Genomic DNA, 26,299 nt, shown 5'->3' with positions numbered 1-26,299 from the left:
CTATCAGGCAATATTGTTAATATCAAAAGGCAATTTTCTCAGGCGCTTGCCGGTGGCTGCAAATATCGCATTGCCCAATGCCGGAGCGATCGGCGGAAGGCCAGGCTCTCCCACCCCACCAGGAACCGCGCCGCTATCGACAATATGGATTTCCATCGGCGGCGCCTCATTCATACGCATCACATTGAACTGGTGATAGTTAGTCTGCTCGCAAATGCCGTTGGTGAATGTAATTCCGTCCTTGATCGCCGCTGTAATACCCATTACGATATTTCCTTCCGTCTGCGCCTTCACATTGTCGGGGTTTACATAGTAACCACAGTCGATCACCGAAACGACCTTGTCGATTTTCACCCCGCTATCCTTTTTGGATACCGTAATGCAGCAGGCCGAAATACTTCCAAATGATTTGAAAACCGCAATTCCCTTGCCGCTGCCCTGGGGAAGTTTCTCATTCCAATTCGCTTTTTCGGCCAGCGTTTCAAGTACTTTTTTAAAGCGCTCGTCTGGCAGAATTTCAAGGCGTGCTTTAAGCGGGTCTTTCTTGGCCAGATGCGCCAGCTCATCTATGAAGCATTCCTGCCCCCAGCCGAAGTTGGAAGCATACACCGATCGCCACCAAACCACCGGAATATCGGTTTTCACATTCGTCCAGCTCACTTTCGAGGCAGTCCCGAACTGATATTTGTTATTCCCTGTGCTGATTTCCTCGCTCAGCCACGGGTCAGCCTCATCATCTTTCAGCCCTTTGAAAACCTGACCGACAATGGATTCTCCGATTGCATGGTGGTGAAACCCGGTGATCTTTCCGTCTTCCACAAAACCCTGCATATGACTCAGCATACCCGGCCGGTAAGGCCCTTGGGTAATGTCGTCCTCCCGGGTCCAGATCACTTTCACAGGCTTTTTCAGCTCTTTGGAAATGTGGCAGGCTTCTAGCAGAAAGTCGTGGTATGCCTTGCGGCCGAATGCACCGCCCAGCAACGTGACATTAATTTTCACCTGCTCTGGTTTCACTTTCAGATAACCGCAAACATCCCGCAACGCCCAGTCTGGCCCCTGAATCGGCGCCCATATCTCTACATTTCCGTCATCCTTCACATGCACGACCGCGTTCTCGGGCTCAATAGGTGCATGCGCCAGGAAGGGCGTCTCATAATGTGATTCGAGCTTATCCTTCGCATTCGCATATTTCACCGCGAAATCTCCCTTCTCTTCAAAATTCACCCCTTCCTTTTTCGCAGCTTCGTAAGTGGCCGCGAAATAGCTCGCAGTATCCACGGTTTTGGCATAATTACCATTATCCCAATTCACCTTCAAAGCCCGCTTACCCTTCAATGCGGCCCACCAGTTGGTGGCAACAACCGCTACGGCCTCCGACGTACGGTGCGGCATGGTACGCTCAGTTTTGATCACCTGCAAGACGCCTTTCACTTTTTTGGTATCCGACTCGTCGATGGAAGCTACTTTGCCGTGGATCATCGGTGAGTGCACGATGGCGGCATACACCATGCCCGGCACGTCCACGTCCAGGCCGTAAACAGCCTTTCCCGTCACGCGCTCAGGCACATCCAGGCGCTTGTTGTACTTTCCGATTATCTTGAAATCCTTCGGATCTTTCAGTTTCGGCTCTTTGGGGATTTCCAGTTTCGAGGCATCGTCTGCGAGCTCTCCGTAAGTAAGGCTCTTTCCGCTGGCCTTGTGCCAGATTTTACCGTCTTCGGCTACACATTCCGAGGCGGGCAGGTTCCATCTTTTGGCGGCGGTGGTCGTCAGCATTTCGCGGGCTGCTGCGCCGGCTCTGCGGATCGGCATCCATAGCTCGCGCACTGAGCTGCTTCCCCCGGACGTCTGGCTGCCATATTTGCCCTTGCCGTCGCTTTGCACAATAAGCACTTTTTCCAGGCTCACTTCCAGCTCTTCGGCCAAAAGCGAGGGTACGGCCTGCGTTGAGCCTTGGCCCATATCCGGGCGCGGGTTTACCAGCGTAATATTGCCCGTCGTATCGATGATAATGAATGGATTGATTTCCAGTTTCAATACCGCCGGCGCGATCTTTTTCAGCGAAGCGTCCGGGGTAAAACCCGAGATGCCGACAGCCAGTCCGAGTGATGTGAATCCGGCGGCTTTCAAAAAGTCGCGCCGTGACGTTTGTATATTTTCCAATGTTTTCTGTGGCTAAGGTTGATGAACTTGCACTAGCGCTGGCCGATCCCTTTTTCGGCAACTTTCATTTCGTCCGATGCGCGGTGGATCGCCTTTCTGATCCTGTCGTAAGTACCGCAGCGGCACAAGTTTCCGCTCATAGCCGCGTCGATGTCCGCGTCGGTCGGTGATGGATTGGATTTCAGCAATGCCGCCGCCGACATGATCTGGCCCGATTGGCAATAGCCGCATTGCGGGACCTGCTCTTCAATCCAGGCTTTCTGGATAATGCTCAGTTTCCCTTCGCCGATACCTTCGATGGTCGTGATTTTATCGTTTTTCCCGACACTCGAAACCGGTGTCTGGCATGCCCGTGCCGGCTGACCATTCAGGTGGATCGTGCAAGCGCCGCAAAGCGCCATGCCGCACCCGAATTTGGTCCCTTTCAAATCGGCAAAGTCGCGTATTACCCAAAGCAAAGGCATATCGGGTTCCACATCGACTTTCACCTTTTTGCCATTTAATGATAGGTTATATACAGCCATGGTGATCCGTGATGAAGATTTAATGAGAGTGGTGAATAATCCTGTAAAATATTACAAAATCGCTGACTTTTACAACAACTGCGGAAGGATGTCAGGCTTTTAAAAAAATAAGTTGCCCCAAATGATAAGCTTCATGATTAGTCCTGTTAATCAATATATTAAGCTTATTCCGGTGCGGTTCGCGCGCGAAGGCCTCCTCGGACACCGCATTGTGTTTGGCAAACCATTCATCAGCATCCAGTTCGGCAAAGTAGCGGGTCAATACCGCATTGAGATTAGCCCATTTTTCTTTCAGCTCGGCAACCGATGGGATTTCATCAAACGTGCGATCGGGATTTTTCACAAAAGCCTCGTCGAGCTCCGGGTAAAGGCGCTCACCCAACCCCAGCAATGCGATCATTCCGTCATTGACTGCCACCAGATGGCCCAGCAAGTAAACTGCCCGGTTTTTGCCTTCGGCAACGGGCTCCAACAAACGTTCGTCAGGCAACTGGGCCAGCCAGCCATTCAGGCGCTGATTTTGCAGCTCCCAGTTGGAGACTACCATTTTAACAAATAATTCTTTACTGGTTTTGAGCGCGGTGGTTTCGTTTTGTGTACTCATGTTGAAGGTTTTGGAATGATTGGTGGTTGAAAAGCGGATTGACTCCGTTTCTGACAACAACATCTGCCTCACCAATGATCGCAATCGGGAGTATTTATTTTTTGTTAAGCTGAAATAAGGCGTGTTTCGCTACGGATTACGCCAGGACACGCCTATCAATTTATAGCCGCTACCTGTCCGGAGGAATGAGTAATTCTCCTGATAATCAAGCCGACCGCTCTTGTCCATGAAATTGGATGTCACTTCGAACGCCGGGTAAATTCCGGCGTCACCTGGAATGCATCCGTCATAAAATGGATCAAATGACGGGCCGGTGTGAATATAGGGATTCAGGCCAAACGGGGCCAGGCCCGTAAATACGTGTATCTGACGGTCGTTGATCGGCTTCAATCTGGCGGCCAATCGATCCCCACACTTTTGGATAAACTCGTCTCCCGACATCCGCATCCATTCCTCCGACTCAGGCAATGAACTCACCAGCGAATCGTGTGCAAACTCCCGCAGCTTGCCAGGATCCGTGGATACAGGCAGATATTTTTCAAAGAACCATTGGTCGAACTCTCTCTGATAATCCATAAATACATACCATTTGCCGTTGACGCCTTTGGCTGAACGATACAGACTGGTATCACCGGGCGTATCCTTGATTTGCAGGGAGTACCAGTTGATTACCGGATAAAAATCCATCTCCATATCATCAACCAACACCTCGTTGCGCGCGTTAATCAGCATTGTGCTGCCGCCCTTCCATACCCAATGCTCGCAACCGCCCTTTTCACAATCTTCCCCGTCCCATCCTACTTGTTTGGCATCCTTGATCACCATGGCCATGCCGTTTTGAAACCTGCTAACATCATTATACATAGCGGGAATTACCACCTTTCCATGGTGATCAAAAAAACCGGCCTTATTGGTAATGCGATCGCGAAAACGAATTTTTCCATCGCTTTCACAATCATCTATGGCATCGAATGCGTAAACGCTGTCCTCCCCAACCACCCGGCCATTGGCCAGTTTGTAGTAATGGCGGTATTTGGTACCATCGGTCGTATCCCATATCGCGGTAATGCTTGCTTTGATGTTCGAATCAAGGCGCTTTTCGTCAACCTGCTGCGCTAGCGCATTGCACACCAGGTTTACCAACAATACCGTGAGCAAATACCTTTTTAGCTTTCCAAACATATTCTTACCTGTCTTTAACCCTGATAACCAACTTCAAAGCTGACCAAACCGTGTCTACCGCGCATACTTTCACATCTACCAGACCAATCGAGACTGCAAGATTCCGGATGACGTCCTCCGTAACGTCGGTTGGTACTTTGGAAGCCTTTTTTGGCCACGAGATCCAGATAGTGCCGTTCGGAACGATCTCTTGTTTGAATGCCGGTAAATCTCTTTCCAGACTGGCTGCTTGTTTGGTGAAGTAATGCACGAAGTCCAGACCCGGCGTGGGTTCTTCGAAAACTACAATGTCAGCAGGTAGTCCTTCCAGCAGGTCGAAATAATGCTCCGGCGGATCTACGAACCTGATTTTAAAGCCAGGCTTGATGCCCAGTTTTTTGACAAGACTTGTATTGGAATAACCTGCCTGCATGGCCATGATATAAGTAAATGATATATTAGAAGTAAGTTACAAACCCGCAATTTCACACACAAGCCGCCCTATGCAAAACCGCTAAAAGAATGCATTTCCGGCACTTTTCAGCTATTTTTAGCCATTCACTTTTCCCTTACCTGTAATTCTGACGCATGATTACCAACGACGCCGTCGTGCTCGGCCTGTTAATGCTGATACTGGCCGGCATTTTCTACACGGCCGCCCAGCCCGGCTGGAAGCGGTTTTACACCGTTATACCTCCCCTATTGCTATGCTACTTCATACCGGGTTTGCTCAACTCGTTCGGGGTGGTCAACGGCGCCACATCGCAGCTGTATCCAGTCGTTTCTAAATACTTTCTGCCGGCCTGTCTGGTACTTTTCACCGTCGGAATGGACTGGAAGTCGCTGACTAGGCTGGGGCCAAAGGCATTGGCGGCCATGTTGATTGGCACTGCCGGCATTATGATAGGCGGCCCGGCTGCATTGTGGATCGTCGGCAGCATCAGCCCGGCCACCGTTGCCGGCCAAGGCGCGGACGCCGTGTGGCGCGGACTAGCGACGATCGCCGGAAGCTGGATTGGCGGCGGGGCCAACCAGACCGCGTTGCGCGAGGTGTTTCATCCCAGCGATGCATTGTTCTCTCAAATGGTAGCCGTCGACGTGCTGATCGCCGAGCTCTGGATGGCCGCATTGATCTACGGGGCCGGCATTGCATCGCGTGTGGACGCGTTTCTGGGCGCGGACAGCCGCGCGGTGCAAGAGGTGAAGGAACACCTGGACTTGGATCAAAAGGCCAACGAAAAAAACCCGATGCTGCGCGACTATATCTTCCTGGCGTCAGCAGGTTTTGGCGCAACGGGCGTGGCGCACGGGCTGGCGGAGGTTATCACTCCATACCTGGCTGCAAATTATCCGGCGCTTGAAAAATACAGCCTTACTTCCAACTTTTTCTGGGTTATCAGTATTGCTACACTCATCGGTATCCTGCTTTCGCTCACGCCAATAAGCAAGCTGGAATATTACGGCGCCTCGCGGCTCGGTTCGGTGTTCCTATACGTGCTGGTGGCTACAATCGGGATGCAAATGGATCTGGGAGCAGTGGCCGGTAACCCCGGCCTATTCGCGATCGGGCTGATATGGATTTCAATTCACGGCATGATCCTGGTCATCGCGTGCAGATGGCTTAAAGTTCCCTTCTTTTTTCTTGCCGTCGGCAGCCAGGCCAATGTGGGCGGCTCGGCTTCGGCCTCCGTTGTGGCGGCCGCATTTCACCCCTCGCTGGCGCCCGTGGGCGTGCTGCTGGCAATTTTAGGTTACGCCATCGGAACTTATGGGGGGTATTTGACTGCTTTAATGATGCAATGGATCAGCACCTAAACACGGTTGACATGGAAGAAAACAGCAAACTCGATAAAATCATCGAAGCGCGGATGAAGCTCAAAGCCCGCTTCGAGCAGCAAATGGCGGAAACACCTTCTGTTTCTGATACCCGGCCCATGGGAAGCGGCGCGCCCAACCGCCACGGGATGCCCCAGCTGCCGGTAGGTCAGACTAAGACCGTCAAATGGCCTGTATTAGACCTGGGTTTCAAGCCGGATGTGCCGCTTAGCAAATGGAAGCTGGTCGTCGATGGCGAGGTGGAATCGCCTCTCATGCTGACCTGGGACGATTTCATGGCATTACCTCAAACCAACGATGTAAGCGATTTTCATTGCGTAACCACCTGGTCGCGCATGGACGTGCCCTGGGTGGGCGTGCGCCTGGTTGATATTGCCGCATTGGTCATGCCCAAACCGACCGCTACACACGTGCTCTGCCATGGTTACGACCAATACACGACCAATCTTTCACTGCAAGAAGCGCTCAAAGAAGACGTGCTGCTCGTGCATACCGCCGACGGCAAGCCCCTCGAACGCGACCACGGCGGCCCGGTACGCATGATCACCCCGCAGCTTTATGCCTGGAAAGGCAGCAAATGGATCAGTCGCATCCAGTTTTTACCTAAAAATCAACTTGGATTCTGGGAGTTGAGAGGGTATTCCAATACGGCCTACCCGTGGCGCAACGACCGGTATAGCTAATGCATAAAACGGCCATGCACGACGGCAGCGAAGATTACTGCGAGCGCCGGATACAAGTTCCGGATGAATTTTTGGAGGTGATAACCTATTGCTACGCTGCGCAGAATAGCGGACACAAGGATATTGCAAAAATACTGGCTCCCAGTTTTCAGACCATTCTGGTATTCAGCTTCGGGACCCCGATCATCTTTAAATCCGGAGGGGATTCGCTTACGCTGGACCAATGCCTGGTGCTTGGGCCGATTAAGCAGCCTATTGCATATACCCTGTCCCCGGCGGCGGATCTGTTCGTGGTCAATTTCAAAGACGATGCATTTTACCGCTTCTTTGGCCCGGCGCTGATGTCGGGGCTTGTAACGGTGCACCCCGACCAGCTTTTGCAGCAGAATTGCTTCTCTCAACTATGGCTTCGGCTGAGATACGAGCCGGCGGATAACCGGACGGCGCTACTGCTTGACTTTTGCAGGCCTTACCTGAAATGCCGCGATGCCCTGTTCGAGGGCATTTCCGAAGCAGCCTCCGATTACCGTGCGGTAAGTCCGATCAAAGCAGTGGCGCAAAAAACCGGACAAAGCGAGCGGAACGTGCAATTAAACCACAAAAAGTTTCTGGGATACACCGCCAAGGAAAGAGCGCGTTACGACCGGTTTTTAGAAGCTGTACGATTGCTGCAAAACCCGCCACACAAAATTGACTGGCATCAAATCGTCGAAGCGTGCGGCTATTATGACCAGAGTCAGCTTATTCACGACTTTAATCACTATCTGAATCTAACGCCAAGCCGGTATATCAAATTTCAGTCGGCAGTTTGCCGGATCGGTGATTGAGGCGAAACCTGTCGTTTTCGTTTTCTTACAATTTTTCGGGCCGCGCAACGATGAATTTTGTCCTGTTCATTAAAAATCACAATCTATGAAACAGGCAACAATCTTTCTGACAGGCGCTACCGGATCGGTAGGCGCGCAATTGATTCAAAAACTAGCGTCTGCAAATGTGCGGATCAAAGCGCTGGTAAGGCCCGGCTCACAAGCCGGAAATTTGACAACGATCCCAAATGTGGAAGTCGTTACGGGCGACCTGGCCGATCCGGCCAGCTTTGAAGCAGCTCTCGAAGGAATAGAAAGGGCCTTTCTTTTGACCAATTCATCCGAACAGGCCGAGCGCTTGCAGATCGGCTTTGCGGAGGCTGCTCACAGGGCCGGTGTCCGGCATATTGTCAAATTATCCCAGTTTGCCGCAAGCGAATACTCGCCCGTCCGGTTTCTGCGCTACCATGCCAGGGTTGAAAACAAGATCAGATCATTGGGGCTGACCTACACGTTTCTCAGGCCCAATTTATATATGCAGGGGCTATTAGCCTTCAAAGAATACATCAGCGACCAAGGCCAGTTTTTTGCCTCCGTCGGCAATGCCCGGGTAAGCGCGATAGATGTAAGAGATATTGCCGCAGTGGCCGCCGCATGTCTGACTGAAACCGGACATGAAAATAAGGTATACGATTTGACCGGACCAGAGGCGCTTAGCCACCATCAAATCGCTGCTATTTTTTCCCGGGTTTTAAGCAAACCTGTACAATTTATAGACGTCACCCCCGAACAAATGCAAGCAGGTTTGGAAGCCGCCGGTTTTCCCCAGTGGCAGGTAGGTGGCTTGATCGAGGACTACGCCCATTATGCGCGCGGGGAAGCCGCGCTGGTACGTAGCACCGTTGAAAATATCACAGCAAAAAGCGCATTCAGCTTCGAGCAGTTCGTGAAGGATCACAGTAGCCTGTTCGGCTAACAAGGGGCTTCCCTTCTTGTTGGTTGCCAGCTCAAAGATCCAGCACAAGGCCGTCGTACGCCAGATGCACGTGCGGCGGCAACTCGCTTTCAATCACCGCGTGCAGGCCTAGTTTATGGCTCATATGTGTCAGATAAGCCTGGGGCACATTCAGCTTGTCGATCAGATCGAGCGCTTGTGAAAGGGTGAAATGCGAAAGATGCGGCTCTTTTTGCAGCGTGTCGAGCACCAGCACCTGCGAACCTTTGATTTTCTCCTGCTCTTCTTCGGAAATGTAATTAGCGTCGGTAATGTAGGTAAAATCCCCGATCCGGTAGCCGAAAACGGGAAGCTTATGATGCATTACCTCAATAGGAATCACCTTCACACCTTCTATCTCAAACTGCTCGTTTTCAATGGGATGCAGCGAAAAATGCGGAACACCCGGGTAGCGCTTTTCGGCAAATGCGTAGGCAAATTCGGTTTTGATCTGGTTCAAGACTTCCTGCCTGCCGTAAAGGGGGATATCCATTTGCTGGCGGTGGTTGAACGCGCGGATGTCGTCTAGGCCGGCGGTATGGTCCTTGTGTTGGTGGGTGAAAATAGCCGCGTCCAGATCCTTCACCTTAGCGCGGAGCATTTGCTGGCGGAAGTCGGGGCCAGTATCAACTACAAACGATTTCCCGTGGGTCTGAATCCACACGGAAGTTCTTAAGCGCTTGTCATGCTGATCATTAGAACGGCAAACGACACAATCGCAGGCAATAACCGGTATTCCCTGCGATGTGCCGGTTCCTAAAAATGTAATCCTCATCAGGTGTTTATTCGGTCAGATGCGCCACCACTTCAACCAGGCGGTCGAAATTCAACGGCTTCATCAGCGCATCGTCAAATCCTGCTTCTTTGAAATCTTCGTCTGAATAATTTTTGGCATTGCCCGTAATCGCTACGATCGGCGTTTTGGCCTTCTTCTCGTCAGACAATTTGCGGATGCTTCTCGCACATTCCATTCCATCCATCACTGGCATATTGATGTCCAAAAGAATGATATCAAAATCCTCCTTTTCAAGCAATTGCAGCACTTGCTCGCCGTTTTTCACGGAAGTGATTTCATAATGCTGAAATTCCAGAATCTTCCTTGCCAGGTTTTGAATAACTGAACTGTCTTCGGCAATGAGTACTCGTTTTGTGTATGACATACAATGGGGCAGGTATTGTGTTTAAAGTTTTTTCCCAGGTCAATTTAGATATATTTCAACCAACATCGCAAACCCGATGGTCGCGAAGTTTCAAAATTATTCCAAAAAAGTAAATAAACCTTCCATACTTTTTCAAAGCGCGCGATCGGGTGTAAGTTTGCAGTCCGATTACCCTATTATCCTTATTATGTTCAAAAATAAAGTGATCCGATACAGCACGATCGCAATGTTCATTGCGATCCTTGCTTACTTCATTATTGAAAATATGGCAGGCACCAGCAGCTCCGATGATGCCGTCGCGGCCAACCCGGCGGCATATAAGGCCAAGATCCTCGAAGAACGCGCCGCCAAGGACGAGCAGTTCAAGTCCGGCGACGACTCCCCTATCAAGGATAAGGAGAGCTTTCACGGCCTGCATTATTTCGAGCCGAGCCTGGCATTCCGTGTGAAAGCCAATATCTCTCCCTACATGCAAGACGATAAGGAGGTAATCGTGAAATATACTGACGGCACCACCGAGAAATATGAAAAATACGGCTATGCCAATTTCAGCATCGAAGGTCAGCCGCAAAAACTGCTGCTTTTAAAGAACGAGGGCACTATTTCGGTGCTTTTCCGCGATGGCACCAGCGGGAAACAGACCTATGGCGGCGGTCGTTACCTGGATTATCCGGTGGATCAGATCAAGAACAACACCATAGTGCTCGACTTCAACAAGGCCTATAACCCTTATTGCGCCTACCAGGAAAGCTACGCCTGTCCGGTGCCGCCTGCCGAAAACACGTTGAGAGTCGCCATTCACGCAGGCGAAGTGACTGAGGAAGCCACACACGAGGAGTGATGGCCCGATAAAAAACAAGCACGCGGCATCAAATGCCCGAATGCCGTTCAAACTAAATCATTAATTTTGCAGACAGGCCGCATTTGCTGCGCCTGAATTTTTATTGTTATTAAAGCATTCTAGATGAAGATCTCTTATAAGTGGCTTAAAGATTTAATTGAAATTACTGAAACACCCGAACAAATCGACCGTTTGCTAACGGGCACCGGGCTGGAAGTCGAAGGTATTGAAGAGATCGAATCGATAAAAGGCGGCTTGCAGGGCGTGGTGATCGGTCAGGTACTCACGTGTGAGAAGCACCCGGAAGCCGACCGTTTGAGCCTGACGACCGTGGACGTGGGCGGCGAAACGCCCCTTTCCATCGTTTGCGGCGCGCCGAATGTGGCTGCCGGGCAAAAAGTGATCGTAGCGACCGTGGGCGCTACCTTATATCCGACCGGCAGCGACCAGCCGCTGGTTCTGAAAAAATCTAAAATCCGCGGAGCGCTTTCCGAAGGGATGATCTGTGCCGAAGATGAGCTGGGCGTAGGCACCTCGCACGAGGGCATTCTCGTACTCGACACCCAGCTCCCCAATGGCACGCCTGCCGCTGAATATTTCGGCATTTCATCGGATTACCTGATCGAGATCGGCCTTACGCCTAACCGCGCTGATGCGGCCTCGCACTATGGTGTAGCGCGCGATTTGAAAGCGGTTTTAAAGCGCGAGATCACCTTGCCTTCGGTGGATGCATTTAAAGTAGATAACCAGACTCTGCCGATTCCGGTAGAGGTTCGTAATACGGAGGCCTGCCCCCGCTACTCCGGCCTGACAATTTCGGGTATTACCGTGGCCGAATCGCCGGAATGGCTCAAACAGCGCCTGCAAACGATCGGTATCCGCGCGATCAATAACATCGTCGACATTACCAATTACGTTTGCCACGAGCTCGGCCAGCCGATGCACGCATTCGATGCGGATAAGGTTTTGGGTAAAAAAGTGATTGTGACAACCCTTGCCGAAGGTACGCCATTCGTGACGCTGGACGGTGTTGAGCGCAAGATTTCGGCTGGCGACCTGATGATTTGCAATGAAGGCGTCGATGGCAATCCCGAGCCGATGTGCATTGCCGGTGTGTTCGGCGGACTTACGTCCGGGGTAACCGACGGCACGAGTTCTATCTTCCTAGAATCGGCCTACTTCTCGCCTGTGTGGGTGCGAAGGACCGCGCAGCGTTTTGCATTGAAAACCGATTCGTCGTTCCGTTTCGAGCGCGGCACCGACCCGAATATGCCGCTTTTCGCATTGAAACGCGCTGCGCTATTGATCCAGCAGATAGCAGGCGGAAGCATTTCATCCGGCGTTATCGACATTTACCCTGAGCCTATCGAGGATTTCAAGGTAAATATCAAATACAAAAACATCGACCGGCTGATCGGCAAGTCGCTGGAAAAAGAGCTGATCAAAAGCATTCTCGAATCGCTTGATATCCGCGTTACAGACGAAACCGAGGCTGGTTTTACGGCCATTGTGCCGCCTTACCGGGTAGACGTGCAGCGTGAGGCCGATGTGATCGAAGAGATTCTGCGCATTTACGGATTCGGTCAGGTGGAGCTTTCGGACGCATTGAGCTCTGATTACCTTTCGGATTTCCCTGTGAATGACCCGGAAAAGCTCAAACTGCGCGTTGCCGAGCTGCTGGTAGGCAATGGTTTCAATGAGATGATCAACAACTCGTTGACCAAACCTGAATATCAGGCCATATTGGGAGAGAGCCTTGCGGGTAATCCGGTAAAAATCCTGAATTACCTCAGCGAAGACCTCTCGGTAATGCGCCAGACACTGCTTTTCTCCGGGCTTGAGGTGATCGCCTACAACAGCAACCGCCGCCAGAAGGATCTGAAAGTATTTGAATTCGGTAAAACCTACCATGAAACAGACGGCAAATACACCGAAAAAGAGCGTCTATCGGTTTTCCTGACAGGCAATATCAGCCAGGAAAGCTGGTTTGAGAAGTCGCGCGAAGTGGTTTTCCATGACCTGGCCGCGTTTGTAAACCAGGTTCTGACTTCAATGAAAATCAGGGAAGTGCAGAAGCAGGAAGCCGACAGCGCCATTTTCAAAAGCGGCCTTACCTTGCTGGCCGGTAAAAAACCGGTCGTATCCTTTGGTTTGCTGAATGCAGCTGTTGCCAAGAAGCTTGACATTAAGGCGCCTGTCTTCTACGCCGATTTCGACTGGGAATACCTGCTGCGCCAGTACAATGCGGCCGTTGAGTATGCGGAAGTACCAAAGTTCCCCGAAGTACGCCGCGATCTTTCGGTGGTGCTCAACAAGAAAGTAACCTTCGAAGAGCTGCGTCAGGCGGCCTACAAAACCGAGCGCAATCTGCTGCGCGCAGTGAACGTGTTCGACGTGTACGAGGGGGCGAACCTGGAAGGCAAAAAATCGTATTCGATCAGCTTCATTTTGCAGGACGAGCAGCAAACGCTCACCGACAAAGTGATCGATAAAACGATGCAGCGCCTGATCGCTACCTACGAAAGGGAATTTGAAGCGGTGATCAGAAAGTAAACCACAGTTTTTTCATTGTCGGATTTTTTCAGTTGAGGAAAATGGAGAGGACTACCGAACGTATTATCGAACACAAACTGTCCGACGTCGAGAAAAAACTCGAAATCCTGATCAATCATAAAGAGAAGTTAAACTGGTCGATCTCAGAGCTCCAGCGTGAAAACGCCGAGCTCCGGGCCGCCAATGCGAAGCTCACGGAAGAATCGAAAGAAATAAGGAAAAAATACACCTCTTTGGAAAAAGACTTTAATAAGTCTAAAAGTTTCGCTAAACTTGTCACTAGTAAACTGACACCAACAGGCGCAATTGCCGAACTGAAAGAATCAGTTGAAAGATATATCCAGGAGATCGATAAGTGCATCGAATTGCTTGAAGATACCTTATGAAAAAAAATAGCATACCTAATCCAGACGTTTCTGTCTTTATAAAACTGCTGGACAGAGGTTTCAAACTGAGCGTTCCGGCGGATCAGGAGAAATTCTACAGGGATGGGTATGAGGTGTTCATGCAGCGTGTGCAACAGCATAAATTAAAAGGGAAAGTATACGGTGATATAGAGGCTATTGCATTAACCTCTATCGAATGCCTGGTGGCATTACAACGGAACCAGGAAGAAATGGACGACCTGGTAGCGGCTTTTAAGAGCAGAGTGGAAAAACTGGACGAAACGCTCGCCAGTGCTATTGAGAGCTGACACCCATACCTGACCCTTTGATTTTAGAGTATCTGCAAAATATACTTTCAATTTCTTCCATCTTCGGCATTTCAACGCGGGTGTAGTCGGTAAAACCAACTATATATAACCATTATTGAAATGTCTAATTCATTGTATTTCATCGTTATCCTGTCCGATATCATCGCCATAGGTGTGGGTATTTTTGCAGGAAAGTACATCTTTCAGCGATCATTCGACGCAAAGGAAAAAGAAGCCCAGGACCGTGCCGCTGAAATTCTCCGCAATGCCGAGGTAGCAGCCGAAAACATCAAAAAAGACCGCATTCTCGAAGCGAAAGAAAAGTACCTCCGTTTGAAATCGGAATTTGAAGAAGATGCCAATAAAAAGCGCAGCATCCTGCAAAGCAACGAGCAGAAGCTCAAACAGCGCGAGCAGAGCCTCAACCAGAGCATGGAACAGACCAAGCGTAAGGAAAACGAGCTTGATAACCTGAAAAACAACCTCAACCAGCAGCTCGAAACGGCAACAAAGCGCCGGGAGGAAGCTGAAAAATCACTGCAACAACAGGTAGCCCAGCTCGAAAAAATCGCAAACCTCACCGCCGAGCAGGCACGTGAGCAGCTGGTAGACGCATTGAAAGCGGAAGCCGAAACGCGCGCGGGATCCTACATCAAAAGCGCCATGGAAGAGGCGCGTCTTACGGCTACGAAAGAAGCTAAAAAGATCGTTATCGAAACCATCCAGCGCACTGCCGCCGAGCACGCAATCGAGAACTGCGTGTCGGTATTCAACATTGAAAACGACGATATCAAAGGTAAAATCATCGGCCGGGAAGGGCGTAATATCCGCGCGCTGGAAGCGGCTACCGGCGTCGAGATTATCGTGGATGATACCCCGGAAGCGATCGTTATCTCCGGTTTCGACCCTGTAAGAAGAGAAATCGCACGCCTGTCACTGCACCGTTTGGTGCAGGACGGCCGCATCCACCCTGCCCGCATCGAGGAAGTGGTTGCTAAAACGCGTAAGAATATCGAAGACGAAATCGTCGAAATAGGTGAAAGAACCGTGATCGACATGGGTATACACGGCTTGCACCCTGAACTGGTGAAAATGATCGGCCGGATGCGTTTCCGCTCTTCATATGGACAAAACCTGCTGCAACACTCCCGCGAAGTAGCCAAATTGTGCGCTACTATGGCTGCTGAACTTGGCTTGAACACCAAACTGGCAAAACGCGCGGGTCTGCTCCACGATATTGGTAAAGTATGGCCTGAGGAATCGGATCTGCCGCACGCAATCCTGGGGATGGAACTGGCCAAGAAATACAAAGAGAACCCTGAGGTTTGCAATGCGATCGGAGCCCACCACGACGAGATCGAAATGACCTCAATCCTCTCGCCGATCATCCAGGTTTGTGATGCCATTTCAGGCTCACGCCCGGGCGCACGCCGCGAAATGATGGAATCGTACATCCAGCGCCTTCGCGACCTGGAAAACCTGGCGCTTTCATTCGACGGCGTGGAGAAATGCTACGCGATCCAGGCAGGCCGCGAGCTGCGCGTGATTATCGACGCCGACAATGTTTCCGACGAAAAAGCGGGCTTGCTCTCGTTTGATATCTCGCAAAAAATTGAAAAAGAAATGCAGTACCCCGGCCAGATCAAGATCACGGTGATCCGTGAAATGCGGTCGGTGGCTTACGCGCGTTAATCCACTATTTCATACATGACATACTCAAAGCTTACAAGCACAGAACTACTGGGAATCCGAACGCTCGGAGAACTAAAAAAAGCAGGTTATCAGTCGCGTTCTATCAAGCAGGAGCTGAGAGATAACCTGATTGAAAAGATCAGGAATAAGGAGAATATCTTCCCGGGAATCTGGGGTTATGAAGAAACGGTCATTCCCGACGTGGAAAGGGCCATTCTTTCGATGCATAACATCAACTTCCTGGGCCTTCGCGGACAGGCCAAGACGCGTATCGCGCGCATGATGGTCAGCCTGCTCGACGAGTATATCCCTTACATTAAAAATTCGGAGCTGCACGACGACCCGTTCGCCCCGCTTTCCCGCTATGCCAAAGACATCTTGGCCGCAGAGGGCAACGATACGGAAATCGAATGGCTGCATCGCGATGAGCGCTATACCGAGAAACTGGCAACGCCGGATGTTTCGGTTGCGGATTTGATCGGTGATGTAGACCCTATCAAGGCAGCGACATTGAAATTGCCGTATTCAGATGAACGGGTGATCCATTTCGGATTGATCCCGCGCTCCCACCGTGGTATTTTTGTGATCAACGAACTACCCGATTTGCAGGCGCGTATTCAGGTGGCGTTGTTCAATATTTTGCAGGAAGGCGATATTCAGATCCGCGGTTTCAAACTGCGGTTACCACTCGATATTCAGTTCGTATTCACGGCTAACCCGGAGGACTATACCAACCGCGGAAGCATTGTTACACCGCTCAAAGACCGGATCGAGAGCCAGATCGTGACGCACTACCCGAAAACGATCGAGACCGGCAAGCGCATTACCGAACAGGAAGCGGTGGTAAAACCTGAGCAGAAAAGCACTGTGCGCGTCAATGAGCTGGTGAAAACGCTCATCGAACAAATTGCATTTGAAGCCCGCGAGAGTGAATATGTCGATAGTAAAAGTGGCGTTTCCGCTCGTCTGACGATTTCGGCCTATGAAAGTCTGTTGAGCACTGCCGAAAGAAGAGCGCTGATCAACGGCGAAAGCTCAACTTACGTGCGCATTTCGGACCTTTACGGGGTCGTTTCGGCAATTTGCGGCAAGGTGGAATTGGTTTATGAAGGTGAAGTGGAAGGCCCGGTGATCGTGGCGCAGAACCTGATCGGCAAAGCGATCCGTACGCAGTTCCTGAATTTCTTCCCGGATCCTGAGAAGAGCAAAAAAAGCAAGATCAATCCTTACGCAAAAGTGGTGGAATGGTTTGGCGCGGGCAACGAAATGGAAATGCCTGCCGACATGACTGACCGCGAGTACATTGCCCGGCTGAAAACCATCGACGGCCTGGACGATTTCGTGGATATGCTCTCAGCCTACGGCGATGCCCAGGAAAAGCTCTTCATGATGGAATTCGCATTGCATGGCATGGCCGAATTCTCGCTCGTAGGCAAGCAGGCGCTTGACCAGGGCATGAAGTTCCAGGATTTGGTAAGCAGCATGTTCTCCGGGCCCGGAGAAGACGATTACGACTTCGAAGATGACGACGATGATGACCGTAAGCCTTTCTGAAAGGCCTGGGTTAATCCAATAGCTTATAAACAAAAATGCCCTGCTCGAAACAGGGCATTTTTTTATGACTTATCTTGAATGCTTATTCAGGAGAGCCGTCGTCTGCAACATTCGGCTCGCTGGTGTCGATCAATGAATCCGGATCGGTATTCACCTGGCCGCGGATTTTGCCTTCCAGCTCATCCATCAGCTCAGGATTGTCTTTGATCAGCGCCTTTACGGCGTCACGGCCCTGTCCGAGGCGGTTGCCTTCGTAGCTGAACCACGAGCCCGATTTTTTCACGATATCCAGCTCCACCGCAAGGTCGATGATCTCCCCTACTTTGGAAACGCCTTCTCCATACATGATATCGAATTCAACCACTTTGAATGGAGGTGCTACTTTATTTTTCACAACCTTCACCCGTGTACGGTTACCCAGGATCGCGTCGGCGCTTTCCTTGATCTGGCCTACCCGGCGGATATCCAAACGCACCGAGGCGTAGTATTTCAATGCATTACCACCGGTAGTGGTTTCAGGGTTACCGAACATCACACCGATCTTCTCGCGAAGCTGGTTGATGAAGATGCAGCAGCATCCTGTTTTGTTGATCACGCCTGTGAGCTTACGCAGCGCTTGTGACATCAAACGTGCCTGCAAGCCCATTTTGCTATCGCCCATTTCGCCTTCGAGCTCGGCGCGTGGTACCAATGCCGCCACAGAGTCGATTACGATAATGTCCACCGCTCCTGAGCTGATCAGGTGCTCAGCGATTTCGAGCGCCTGCTCACCGCTGTCGGGCTGCGAAATAAGCAGGTTGCTGGTGTCGATACCGAGCTTTTCAGCGTAGGTACGGTCAAATGCGTGTTCCGCATCGATGAACGCCGCTAGTCCGCCTTTTTTTTGCGCCTCGGCAATGCAGTGCATCGACAAGGTGGTTTTACCCGATGATTCAGGCCCGTAGATCTCCACAATACGGCCGCGGGGAACACCACCTACGCCCAGCGCAAGGTCAAGCCCCAGTGAACCGGTCGAAATCACCGGAATATCTAATACTTTGGTGTCGCTCAGACGCATCACAGTACCTTTTCCGTAAGTCTTATCGAGCTTCTCGAGCGTGGTCTGTAACGCTTTTAGTTTGTTGTCTTTATCTGTTGTTGCTTGTGCCATAGAAATGGTAACAGTAATTTGGTTGGTACATAAAAAAGCGGCTTTTGCAGGACAAAAACCGCTCGTAAATGGGTCTTTATTGTTTTGTAAAAATAGCTAATTTCCACTAAAACAACAACCCGAATTTTGCCCTAAAACTTAATTTTTCCCGAAATTTTCGCATTTTACGGCGTTTGTAACAGAAGTATGAAAACGGCGATATGCAAGCGGAGACAACAGATTACCAAACGGTGAAGAAGCTGGGTTGCCGATATTTAAATGTCTGCCAATTGGCTAATTTTGCAAGCAACAACAGCGCGCTCCGGCAAGCCATTTCCGGTTACCGCTACACGAAAGCCGGCCCACGGCCATCCGCATTCATTTTAACATTGAAATTGTGATCAAGAAAATATTGCTTGCCCTTCTGGCCGTCGTGGTATTGCTCGGCATTTGGCAAAGGGATGTGCTTACTTACGCATTTTTGCAGGCCAAAGGACAAATTGGCATACTCATGCAGGTGGAAGACGTTGAAGATGTACTTGCCAGTAAAACGTTTCCCGATTCGCTCAAAGCCAGGATCCGCCTCATTCAGGAGATCAAGCAATTCGGCGTCGACTCGCTCGGGCTGACGCCGTCTGATAATTATACTACCTTCTACAATCAGCACGGCCGCCCGCTGATATGGCTCATTACAGCCTCGGAACGCTATAAAATAGAGCCATACCAATGGCATTTCCCGATTGTGGGCACATTCCCTTACAAAGGCTATTTTGATTCGACCCGCGCCGTCGCCGAAGAAAAGATTCTGATCGACAACGGGTTGGACACCGATATCGGTGAAGTATCGGCCTGGTCGACGCTGGGTTACCTGAAAGACCCCATCCTTTCGAGCATGCTGGTCCGACGCGTTGGCAGCCTGACCAATCTGATATTGCACGAGCTCACACATGGTACGCTTTTTGTGAAAAGTAACCTGGAACTCAATGAAAACCTGGCCAGTTTTGTAGGTGACCAGGGCACGATACGGTTTTTAAAATACAAATACGGCCCAGATTCGGAACAAATGCGCCAGTATGAGTATTCCAAACGGTATAATGATGCCTATTCGCGGCACATGCTTAGGGGTGCGGGCCGACTGGATAGTCTTTATAGGACATTCGGTGCGAATCCAACCCCGAGCCCTGAAAAGGACTCATTGAAGATGAAACTGATCACTGATATCGTCAGCGCGACAGATACACTTCTTTCAGGCAAGCGTACGTTAACAAACAAAAGCCGCTGGCCCGACGGAAAACTTCCCAATAATGCTTACTTTAACAGCTATCTGACCTACAAGTCGAAACAGGACAGTTTCAGGCAGGAATTTGAAAAGAAGTTTGATGGGGATTTGAAGAAATACCTGAACCATTTAAAGGGCAAATACCCTTCCCTGTAATGTTATCATAAGCATGAAAAGATCCTACGCATTACTATTAGCCATATCGACATTCACATTGCTGTTCTCTTTCCGCCAGTTCGAGGAGAGTGCGGAAATGGACCGGGTAGTTCACAATAAAAGTTTCGGAACCGGCGAACGGGTTGAATACCGCGTGCATTATGGCTTTATCAATGCCGCCGAGGCGAAAGTAGAGGTGGGCAAGGCAGTTTCGATGATCAATAACCGGCCTTGCTACCGGGTCAACGTGATCGGACGGACCGTCGGCGCGTTCGACCTGATCTCCCGCGTGCGCGACACGTGGCGCTCCTACATTGACACCACCGCCATTCTCCCCCACATGTTCGAGCGGCAAATCCAGGAAAACAAATACCGCAAAGAGGAAACCGTATTTTTCAATCACAGCAAAGATCAGGCGGTTTCCAACGTGAAGGACGAAAGCAAGACCTACAATGTCCCCAACAACATCCACGATATCATCAGCGGTTATTTTTTCCTGCGTACCATCAATTTCGACAAGGTGCGCGAAGGCGAGATCATCGAAGTTCCCACCTTCTTTGACGGCGAAGTTTACAAGCTGCGCATTCGATATGTGGGCAGGGATGTGATCAAAACCAAGTTTGGCAAAAGCAAAGTATTGAGACTATCGCCCCAAATCCCCTCGAACAAATTCTTCAAAGGCGAGGAGCCAATGGCGCTCTGGGTGTCCGACGATTCGAACAAGATTCCATTGAAAGCCGAGGTCGATCTTAAAATCGGTTCGCTGGAAATGGATTTGAAATCCTATAAAGGACTGAAAAGAGATATTGCCTGGTTCTAGGCAGTAGCCATTTTCGCAGGTTTTGCATTTGCATGAATGGAAAGGGCAAGGCGTTCCTTTTGATGACGTAAAAAGGGGTTGCTACTGCCCCGAAACCTGCATAGTAATCCGCAACCGGTGCCTTCGGCGGGCTCTCAAAATCGAAAATCATTGCTGTACCTGCATTTTCGCGAAAATAGGCGTCGAGCATTAAGGCCCTTGCATTTCCGCGGCGACCTGCGCGATCGGCTGCATTGAAAAGGTAAATCGTCCGTCCGCGGTAACGCGTGAGCAACACGCCCGCCCGCATTTGCGCACCCTCCTGCGCATACATCAGACGGCCGTAGGCCCTTCCAATGCATTCCGTTCCGAGCCTTGTTAACATCCCATAAGCATCGGCTTTGATTTTACCGATGCCCCTAGCATGATTTTTCTCAAACAGCGCCATCAACGGCTCGAAATCTTCCGATTCAACAATCTCCCAAGATATCTGGCTACCTCTTTTCAGGTTCACCTTCCGGTCCTTCGTATAGCGGGCATAAAGTTCAGTGTAGGACTGATTCAAATGCAGCCAATGCGTTTGAAATACCTCCATCTTAAAACCGTTCGGACCGGGCCTACCGATTACCGAAAAATTCTCCGGATTGAAAGCATAATGGGAAATGTAAGAAAATCGCGCTTTCAAAGCTTCAAGAAATGCATCCAGTTGCCCTGCATTCAATTCCTGTGCTGAAAACATGCCAAGATACTGGCAAAACAGCGGCTGGTATAAAACGCGTTTGCCCCATTTCCATTTTACCGGCAGCGGCATGGTAATGGAGAAATCAGCGGCAGAAGGCCAGACAAACGCCTCCCACTGCTCGCATATGATGTCCAGGTACCAGCTTAATGCGTAGATCACGCCTTGCCGGCTGTTGTGGATGTGATTATCCCAGGATTGAGCGTCGATTTGCTCTCTGGAAAGAAGAATAGGCTTTGGTACCATGCTGTTCAGGGGATTTTCTGAACATTGATACGTCAAAACCTATTTGAAGTAACTGCGAAGCTTCTGCAAAGTTTCTTCCACGTCCGGCGTCTCATCCATCAGCAGGTTAATGCTCTGGATCGAGTGGATGACCGTACTGTGGTCGCGCCCCCCGAAGTGGTAGCCGATCGATTTAAGCGGCAGATCGGTGTATTCTTTGGCCAGATACATCGCAAGCTGGCGTGGGTATACGACTTCTTTTTTACGGCTCTTGCTTTTCAGATCGGCAATCGATACCTGGAAGTAATCGGCGATAATTTCCTGGATGGTGTCAATGGTAACCTCCTTGTCCTCGTTCATCACGATGTTACGGAGCGTATTCTTCGCCAGTTCCACGTCGATATTGCGGCGGGTAAGCGATGCCTGCGCCATTAGCGAGACGATCACCCCTTCCAGCTCCCTTACGTTCGAGTTCACGCTGTGCGCAATGTATTCGATTACATCATAATCGATCGAAATGCCTTCCGACTGGATTTTTTTCTGGATGATCGCGATACGCGTTTCAAAATCCGGCGCTTGCAAATCGGCTGTGAGCCCCCATTTGAAGCGGGATAGTAAACGATCCTGCAAGCCCTGCAACTCGCGCGGCGGGCGGTCGCTGGTCATGATGATCTGCTTGCCGAGCTGGTGCAGGTGGTTGAAAATATGGAAGAATGTATCCTGCGTTTTTTCCTTACCCGACAAAAACTGCACGTCGTCGATCGCGAGCACATCCACTTTCATGTAAAAATCCGTGAATTCTTGCAGCGTGTTGTTGCGGATCGAGTTGATGAACTGGTTGGTAAATTTCTCAGAAGAAACGTATAGTACCAGCTTATTCTCGTAGTGGTTGGTAATGTAGTTTCCGATCGCCTGCACAAGGTGCGTCTTACCCAATCCTACCCCGCCGTACATCATCAGCGGATTGAACGAGGTAAGCCCCGGACGCTGCGCTACGGCGAAACCAGCCGAGCGCGCAAGCCTGTTACAGTCCCCTTCGATGAAATTATCGAACGAATAATTCGGGTTCAGATACGTATCGAGCGTGAGCGAATCCTGGTCTTTCTCCTTTATGCTTGCCCCCATGCGTGGGTCGGTAGAGAAATTATCCGGTTTGGAATAATTTGGAGATTTCTGAGTTGAGACGTTCATCGTCAGCGGCTGATGCTTCTCGTTACCGGTGTCGACAATAATGGAATATTCCAATAAACCGTCGCGGCCGATCGCATAGTCCAGCGCCTTTCTCAACAGATTGACATAATTATCTTCCAGCCATTCGTAGAAAAACTGGCTGGGAACCTGCACGGTAAGTACTTTACCATAGAGCTTTAAGGGACGAATGGGTTCAAACCACGTCTTAAAACTCTGCTCGGGAATGTGCTGCTGAATAATCCGCAGGCAAGCATCCCAAACCTGGTCTACCTCTCTATTTGTGCTGATTCTTTCCAATGTATAATTTACCAAACTCTGAGTATCATAGTTCAAAAGGACGGCAAAGATATAAAAATACCTGATCTCTCCAGATGAAACGGGTATTCAATTTAATCGTCACAAAGTGTATCTGCAAACCCCAAAATAAAATTGGGAGCGTAATCGTGCCCAGAAGGTTACAGAAGCGGTTTTGCTGTTTCGGCTCCCGCAATTGCGTCTCAAAATTTGTAGTTTTGCTAATAGCACATTTCCGCAAACCGTTGATCAACCCAGCAGCCCATGTCAGCAAACCTCTTTTCTGAATTTCTTCCTTCGGACAAAAGCGCCTGGGAAAAGCTCGCAGCGAAGGAGGTAAAGGGCCGTACCGGGCTACTGGATTCATGGGAAGTTGCCAAAGGCTTGCATTTCAAACCTTATGTTACCCAAGATGAAGTGCACTGGAAGGCGGCCGCAGAAATAGCCACCGCGCAAAAACAAACACCCGGCTGGCTGAATCTAAACCTGCTTTCCGGCTATGAGCTGCCGCCGGTTCAGATCAGTACACCATCCGGCGATCCCGTTTCCGAGCTTTTTACCCTCGTATCCGCGTTCGCTGAAACCATGCTGCAAGCCCGGCAAACCGGCATAAATTGGCCGGACACTTTGGACCGGGTGTGCATTACCGTGCCCATCAGTTCCCAATATCTAACCGAAATCGCCAAATTGCGGGCATTGCGATACATGCTCCGCAAAGTATCGAAGACCTTTGATATTCCTGATAGAGCACCTTTCATCCACGGCATTTCCTTGCTCGCCTACCAGGCAGGGCAAACTGACTATGCGAACCTTGTCCGCGCAACCTCACAAGCCATGAGCGCCGCCATCGGCGGATGCGATGTAATCACGGTATTGCCGTTTGACAACGCGCCCGACAATGCATTAGCCACCCGGTTAGCCAGTCATGTTTCCACGATCCTGGAACACGAGAGCTTTTTTGCCAAGGTAGCCGACCCTGCCGGAGGTTCATATCTGCTGGAAGATATGACCTATCAACTGATCACCCAGGCCTGGAATCAGTTTTTACAAAAGTATCCGGTATTCCTCAGCGTGCCTGGCCGCATCCTGCCGGAACCCACAGCTCAGCAGGATGCTTTCCAAACCGCCGAAGGCATCTCACTTAAAACCAAATTCACGGCAAATGACCTGACCGACGCCCGGCACCTCGCATTCGGCGCTGGTACTCCCCCATTCCTTCGCGGGCCGTACGCGAGCATGTACCTGGAACGGCCCTGGACAATCCGCCAATATGCGGGCTTCTCGACCGCCTCGGAATCCAATGCATTCTACCGCCGGAATCTCGCGGCGGGACAAAAGGGCTTGTCCGTTGCATTCGACCTGGCCACCCACCGCGGCTACGACTCCGACCACCCGCGTGTGACCGGCGATGTCGGAAAAGCCGGCGTTGCGATCGATTCGGTAGAAGACATGAAAACGCTGTTTGACCAGATACCGTTGAATCAAATGTCGGTATCGATGACCATGAACGGCGCGGTGATACCTGTAATGGCCTTTTTTATCGTCGCAGCCGAAGAACAGGGCGTACGGCCGGAGCAACTCACCGGAACGATCCAGAACGACATCCTCAAAGAGTTCATGGTGCGCAACACCTATATCTACCCACCAGGGCCGTCGATGCGCATTGTGGGCGATATTTTTGCTTATGCCTCGCAAAACATGCCCCGTTTCAACTCGATCAGCATCAGCGGCTATCACATGCATGAGGCTGGCGCGCCTGCGCACATAGAGCTGGCCTACACACTCGCGGACGGGCTTGAATACCTCCGCACCGGGCTCGCCGCCGGCATTCTCATCGACGACTTTGCGCCGCGGCTTTCCTTTTTCTGGGGAATTGGAATGAACCACTTCATGGAAATCGCTAAAATGCGGGCCGGACGAATGCTTTGGGCGAAAATTGTAAAGCAATTTAACCCACAAAACGAAAAGTCGCTGATGCTGCGCACGCATTGCCAGACGAGTGGTTACAGCCTCACCGAGCAGGAGCCTTTCAATAACATTACCCGCACTACGATCGAAGCCATGGCCGCGGTAATGGGGCACACGCAGTCGCTGCATACCAATTCCTTCGATGAGGCCATTGCCTTGCCCACCGACTTTTCGGCCCGTATTGCCCGCGATACGCAGCTTTTTATTCAAAATGAAACTGACCTTTGCAAGGCCGTCGACCCGTGGGGCGGCTCCTACTATGTCGAGTACCTGACTATGCAGCTCGCCGAAAAGGCCTGGGCGTTGATCGAGGAGGTGGAAGCGTTGGGTGGCATGACCAGGGCCATTGAAACCGGCCTGCCTAAAATGCGTATCGAAGAAGCCGCCGCCCGAAAACAGGCGCGGATCGACGCGGGTAAGGAAGTAATAGTGGGGGTTAACCGCTACAAAACCCACCAGAAGCAATCTTTTGAAATACTTGAAATTGACAATGAGGCCGTAAGAAACGCGCAAATTGCGCAGCTTGCAGCTATCCGTGCCAACCGGAACGAAACGGAGGTGCGCCATGCCCTTGACCGCCTTACCCAGGCTAGCAAGCACGCCGGCGGTAAGGACATGCATTCAAATCTGCTCGCACTCGCTGTGGATGCGGCACGTAAAAGAGCGACATTAGGAGAAATTTCTCAGGCTATGGAAAAGCAGTTTGGCAGATACCAATCCACCATCCGGTCGATTTCGGGCGTTTACCGGGCGGAAGTTTCCGACGATGAAAACTTCCGGCGCGCGCTTGCAATGTCCGACGAGTTTGCCCGGCAGGAAGGCCGGCGCCCAAGAATGATGGTTGCCAAAATGGGCCAGGACGGTCACGACCGGGGCGCAAAAGTGATCGCGACCAGTTTCGCCGATCTGGGATTCGACGTCGATATTGCCCCATTGTTCCAGACGCCGCAGGAGGTAGCCATGCAGGCCGTTGAAAATGATGTGCACGTCATAGGAGCATCGAGCCTCGCTGCGGGGCATAAAACGCTCATTCCTGAGCTGATCAGCGAATTGAATAAACTGGGAAGAAATGATATTATGGTCATCGCGGGCGGCGTGATCCCCGCGCAGGATTACCAGTTTCTTTATGATGCGGGCGTAAAAGGCATTTTCGGCCCGGGGACCGTCATTTCGGTTGCAGCCCAGGAGATTCTTGCCAAACTGATGCAGGGAAATTAGGCGTGGTAGAGAGAAAACGGTCTTGAGTCGGCT

At 50.8% G+C, this 26,299-nt stretch carries 23 protein-coding genes; 13 read left to right on the top strand and 10 right to left on the bottom strand.

What is annotated here, in order from left to right:
- Nucleotides 1-3: 3 nt before the first annotated feature.
- The 5 genes from J2Y43_RS31570 to J2Y43_RS31550 all read right to left on the bottom strand — a co-directional run bounded on the left by J2Y43_RS31570 (nucleotide 4) and on the right by J2Y43_RS31550 (nucleotide 4,894).
- On the bottom strand, nucleotides 4-2,166 hold the full coding sequence (locus tag J2Y43_RS31570; protein ID WP_309992235.1) for a molybdopterin cofactor-binding domain-containing protein: 2,163 nt from the start codon (nucleotides 2,164-2,166) through the stop codon (nucleotides 4-6).
- 32 nt (nucleotides 2,167-2,198) lie between these two features.
- Nucleotides 2,199-2,690 carry a (2Fe-2S)-binding protein gene (locus J2Y43_RS31565; RefSeq protein ID WP_223400469.1) on the bottom strand — a complete coding sequence of 164 codons (492 nt, stop codon included), beginning with the start codon at nucleotides 2,688-2,690 and terminating at the stop codon, nucleotides 2,199-2,201.
- A gap of 91 nt (nucleotides 2,691-2,781) precedes the next feature.
- Nucleotides 2,782-3,294: a DinB family protein gene (locus J2Y43_RS31560; RefSeq protein ID WP_309992230.1), complete on the bottom strand. Its 513-nt coding sequence runs from the start codon at nucleotides 3,292-3,294 to the stop codon at nucleotides 2,782-2,784.
- Nucleotides 3,295-3,423: 129 nt separating this feature from the next.
- Nucleotides 3,424-4,476: a WG repeat-containing protein gene (locus tag J2Y43_RS31555; protein WP_309992229.1), complete on the bottom strand. Its 1,053-nt coding sequence runs from the start codon at nucleotides 4,474-4,476 to the stop codon at nucleotides 3,424-3,426.
- A gap of 4 nt (nucleotides 4,477-4,480) precedes the next feature.
- The gene (locus J2Y43_RS31550; RefSeq protein ID WP_309992225.1) at nucleotides 4,481-4,894 is read right to left on the bottom strand and encodes a DUF3052 domain-containing protein; all 414 of its coding nucleotides are present in this window, start codon (nucleotides 4,892-4,894) and stop codon (nucleotides 4,481-4,483) included.
- Nucleotides 4,895-5,043: 149 nt separating this feature from the next.
- Here J2Y43_RS31550 and J2Y43_RS31545 point away from each other — a divergent pair, with 149 nt between their 5' ends.
- The 4 genes from J2Y43_RS31545 (at nucleotide 5,044) to J2Y43_RS31530 (ending at nucleotide 8,756) form a co-directional block, all read left to right on the top strand.
- Nucleotides 5,044-6,270: a DUF819 family protein gene (locus J2Y43_RS31545; protein WP_309992222.1), complete on the top strand. Its 1,227-nt coding sequence runs from the start codon at nucleotides 5,044-5,046 to the stop codon at nucleotides 6,268-6,270.
- Nucleotides 6,271-6,281: 11 nt separating this feature from the next.
- Complete coding sequence (locus tag J2Y43_RS31540) at nucleotides 6,282-6,974, top strand: molybdopterin-dependent oxidoreductase (protein WP_309992219.1); 693 nt, start codon at nucleotides 6,282-6,284, stop codon at nucleotides 6,972-6,974.
- Nucleotides 6,974-7,801, top strand: a complete 828-nt coding sequence (locus J2Y43_RS31535; protein WP_309992217.1) for a helix-turn-helix domain-containing protein — start codon at nucleotides 6,974-6,976, stop codon at nucleotides 7,799-7,801. The genes J2Y43_RS31540 and J2Y43_RS31535 overlap by 1 nt, the downstream gene beginning before the upstream one ends.
- A gap of 85 nt (nucleotides 7,802-7,886) precedes the next feature.
- On the top strand, nucleotides 7,887-8,756 hold the full coding sequence (locus tag J2Y43_RS31530) for an SDR family oxidoreductase (protein WP_309992215.1): 870 nt from the start codon (nucleotides 7,887-7,889) through the stop codon (nucleotides 8,754-8,756).
- 31 nt (nucleotides 8,757-8,787) lie between these two features.
- Here J2Y43_RS31530 and J2Y43_RS31525 read toward each other — a convergent pair whose 3' ends face one another.
- Nucleotides 8,788-9,549 carry an MBL fold metallo-hydrolase gene (locus J2Y43_RS31525; protein WP_309992212.1) on the bottom strand — a complete coding sequence of 254 codons (762 nt, stop codon included), beginning with the start codon at nucleotides 9,547-9,549 and terminating at the stop codon, nucleotides 8,788-8,790.
- A gap of 7 nt (nucleotides 9,550-9,556) precedes the next feature.
- Nucleotides 9,557-9,934: a response regulator gene (locus J2Y43_RS31520; RefSeq protein ID WP_090148939.1), complete on the bottom strand. Its 378-nt coding sequence runs from the start codon at nucleotides 9,932-9,934 to the stop codon at nucleotides 9,557-9,559.
- A gap of 187 nt (nucleotides 9,935-10,121) precedes the next feature.
- Between J2Y43_RS31520 and J2Y43_RS31515 the strand changes: the two genes are divergently transcribed.
- From J2Y43_RS31515 to J2Y43_RS31490, 6 genes are all read left to right on the top strand, one after another.
- On the top strand, nucleotides 10,122-10,775 hold the full coding sequence (locus J2Y43_RS31515; RefSeq protein ID WP_309992209.1) for a DUF1684 domain-containing protein: 654 nt from the start codon (nucleotides 10,122-10,124) through the stop codon (nucleotides 10,773-10,775).
- A 123-nt stretch (nucleotides 10,776-10,898) separates the two neighbouring features.
- Complete coding sequence (gene pheT, locus J2Y43_RS31510; RefSeq protein WP_309992207.1) at nucleotides 10,899-13,328, top strand: phenylalanine--tRNA ligase subunit beta; 2,430 nt, start codon at nucleotides 10,899-10,901, stop codon at nucleotides 13,326-13,328.
- Between the two features lie 41 nt (nucleotides 13,329-13,369).
- Complete coding sequence (locus J2Y43_RS31505) at nucleotides 13,370-13,714, top strand: hypothetical protein (protein ID WP_012779629.1); 345 nt, start codon at nucleotides 13,370-13,372, stop codon at nucleotides 13,712-13,714.
- Nucleotides 13,711-14,022, top strand: coding sequence for a cell division protein ZapA (gene zapA, locus J2Y43_RS31500; RefSeq protein ID WP_090148933.1), 312 nt, complete (start codon nucleotides 13,711-13,713; stop codon nucleotides 14,020-14,022). Before J2Y43_RS31505 ends, zapA begins: the two co-directional genes overlap by 4 nt.
- A 120-nt stretch (nucleotides 14,023-14,142) precedes the next feature.
- Nucleotides 14,143-15,714: a ribonuclease Y gene (gene rny, locus J2Y43_RS31495; RefSeq protein ID WP_309992203.1), complete on the top strand. Its 1,572-nt coding sequence runs from the start codon at nucleotides 14,143-14,145 to the stop codon at nucleotides 15,712-15,714.
- A 15-nt stretch (nucleotides 15,715-15,729) separates the two neighbouring features.
- Complete coding sequence (locus J2Y43_RS31490; protein WP_309992201.1) at nucleotides 15,730-17,268, top strand: sigma 54-interacting transcriptional regulator; 1,539 nt, start codon at nucleotides 15,730-15,732, stop codon at nucleotides 17,266-17,268.
- A gap of 82 nt (nucleotides 17,269-17,350) precedes the next feature.
- Here J2Y43_RS31490 and recA read toward each other — a convergent pair whose 3' ends face one another.
- Nucleotides 17,351-18,418 (bottom strand): recombinase RecA, encoded by a 1,068-nt coding sequence (gene recA, locus J2Y43_RS31485; protein WP_106598071.1) that lies wholly within the window; start codon nucleotides 18,416-18,418, stop codon nucleotides 17,351-17,353.
- Nucleotides 18,419-18,794: 376 nt separating this feature from the next.
- Between recA and J2Y43_RS31480 the strand changes: the two genes are divergently transcribed.
- Both J2Y43_RS31480 and J2Y43_RS31475 read left to right on the top strand, forming a co-directional pair.
- A complete protein-coding gene (locus J2Y43_RS31480; RefSeq protein WP_309992200.1) occupies nucleotides 18,795-19,832 on the top strand; it encodes an aminopeptidase in 1,038 nt (345 codons plus the stop codon).
- 13 nt (nucleotides 19,833-19,845) lie between these two features.
- Entirely contained in the window at nucleotides 19,846-20,652 is an 807-nt protein-coding gene (locus J2Y43_RS31475) for a DUF3108 domain-containing protein (protein WP_309992198.1), read from the top strand.
- Here J2Y43_RS31475 and J2Y43_RS31470 read toward each other — a convergent pair.
- Together J2Y43_RS31470 and dnaA are read right to left on the bottom strand one after the other, a co-directional pair.
- Nucleotides 20,582-21,616 carry a hypothetical protein gene (locus tag J2Y43_RS31470; RefSeq protein ID WP_309992195.1) on the bottom strand — a complete coding sequence of 345 codons (1,035 nt, stop codon included), beginning with the start codon at nucleotides 21,614-21,616 and terminating at the stop codon, nucleotides 20,582-20,584. The genes J2Y43_RS31475 and J2Y43_RS31470 overlap by 71 nt on opposite strands.
- A 39-nt stretch (nucleotides 21,617-21,655) precedes the next feature.
- Nucleotides 21,656-23,083, bottom strand: coding sequence for a chromosomal replication initiator protein DnaA (dnaA, locus tag J2Y43_RS31465; protein ID WP_309992193.1), 1,428 nt, complete (start codon nucleotides 23,081-23,083; stop codon nucleotides 21,656-21,658).
- Nucleotides 23,084-23,344: 261 nt separating this feature from the next.
- Between dnaA and scpA the strand changes: the two genes are divergently transcribed.
- A complete protein-coding gene (gene scpA / locus J2Y43_RS31455) occupies nucleotides 23,345-26,266 on the top strand; it encodes a methylmalonyl-CoA mutase (RefSeq protein ID WP_409014516.1) in 2,922 nt (973 codons plus the stop codon).
- Nucleotides 26,267-26,299: the final 33 nt, after the last annotated feature.

The sequence above is a fragment of the Dyadobacter sp. BE31 genome (assembly GCF_031457695.1).
Taxonomy (GTDB): domain Bacteria; phylum Bacteroidota; class Bacteroidia; order Cytophagales; family Spirosomataceae; genus Dyadobacter.
The sequence above is the reverse complement of the archived record's forward strand: the minus strand, read 5'-3'. Positions and strand labels throughout refer to the sequence as shown.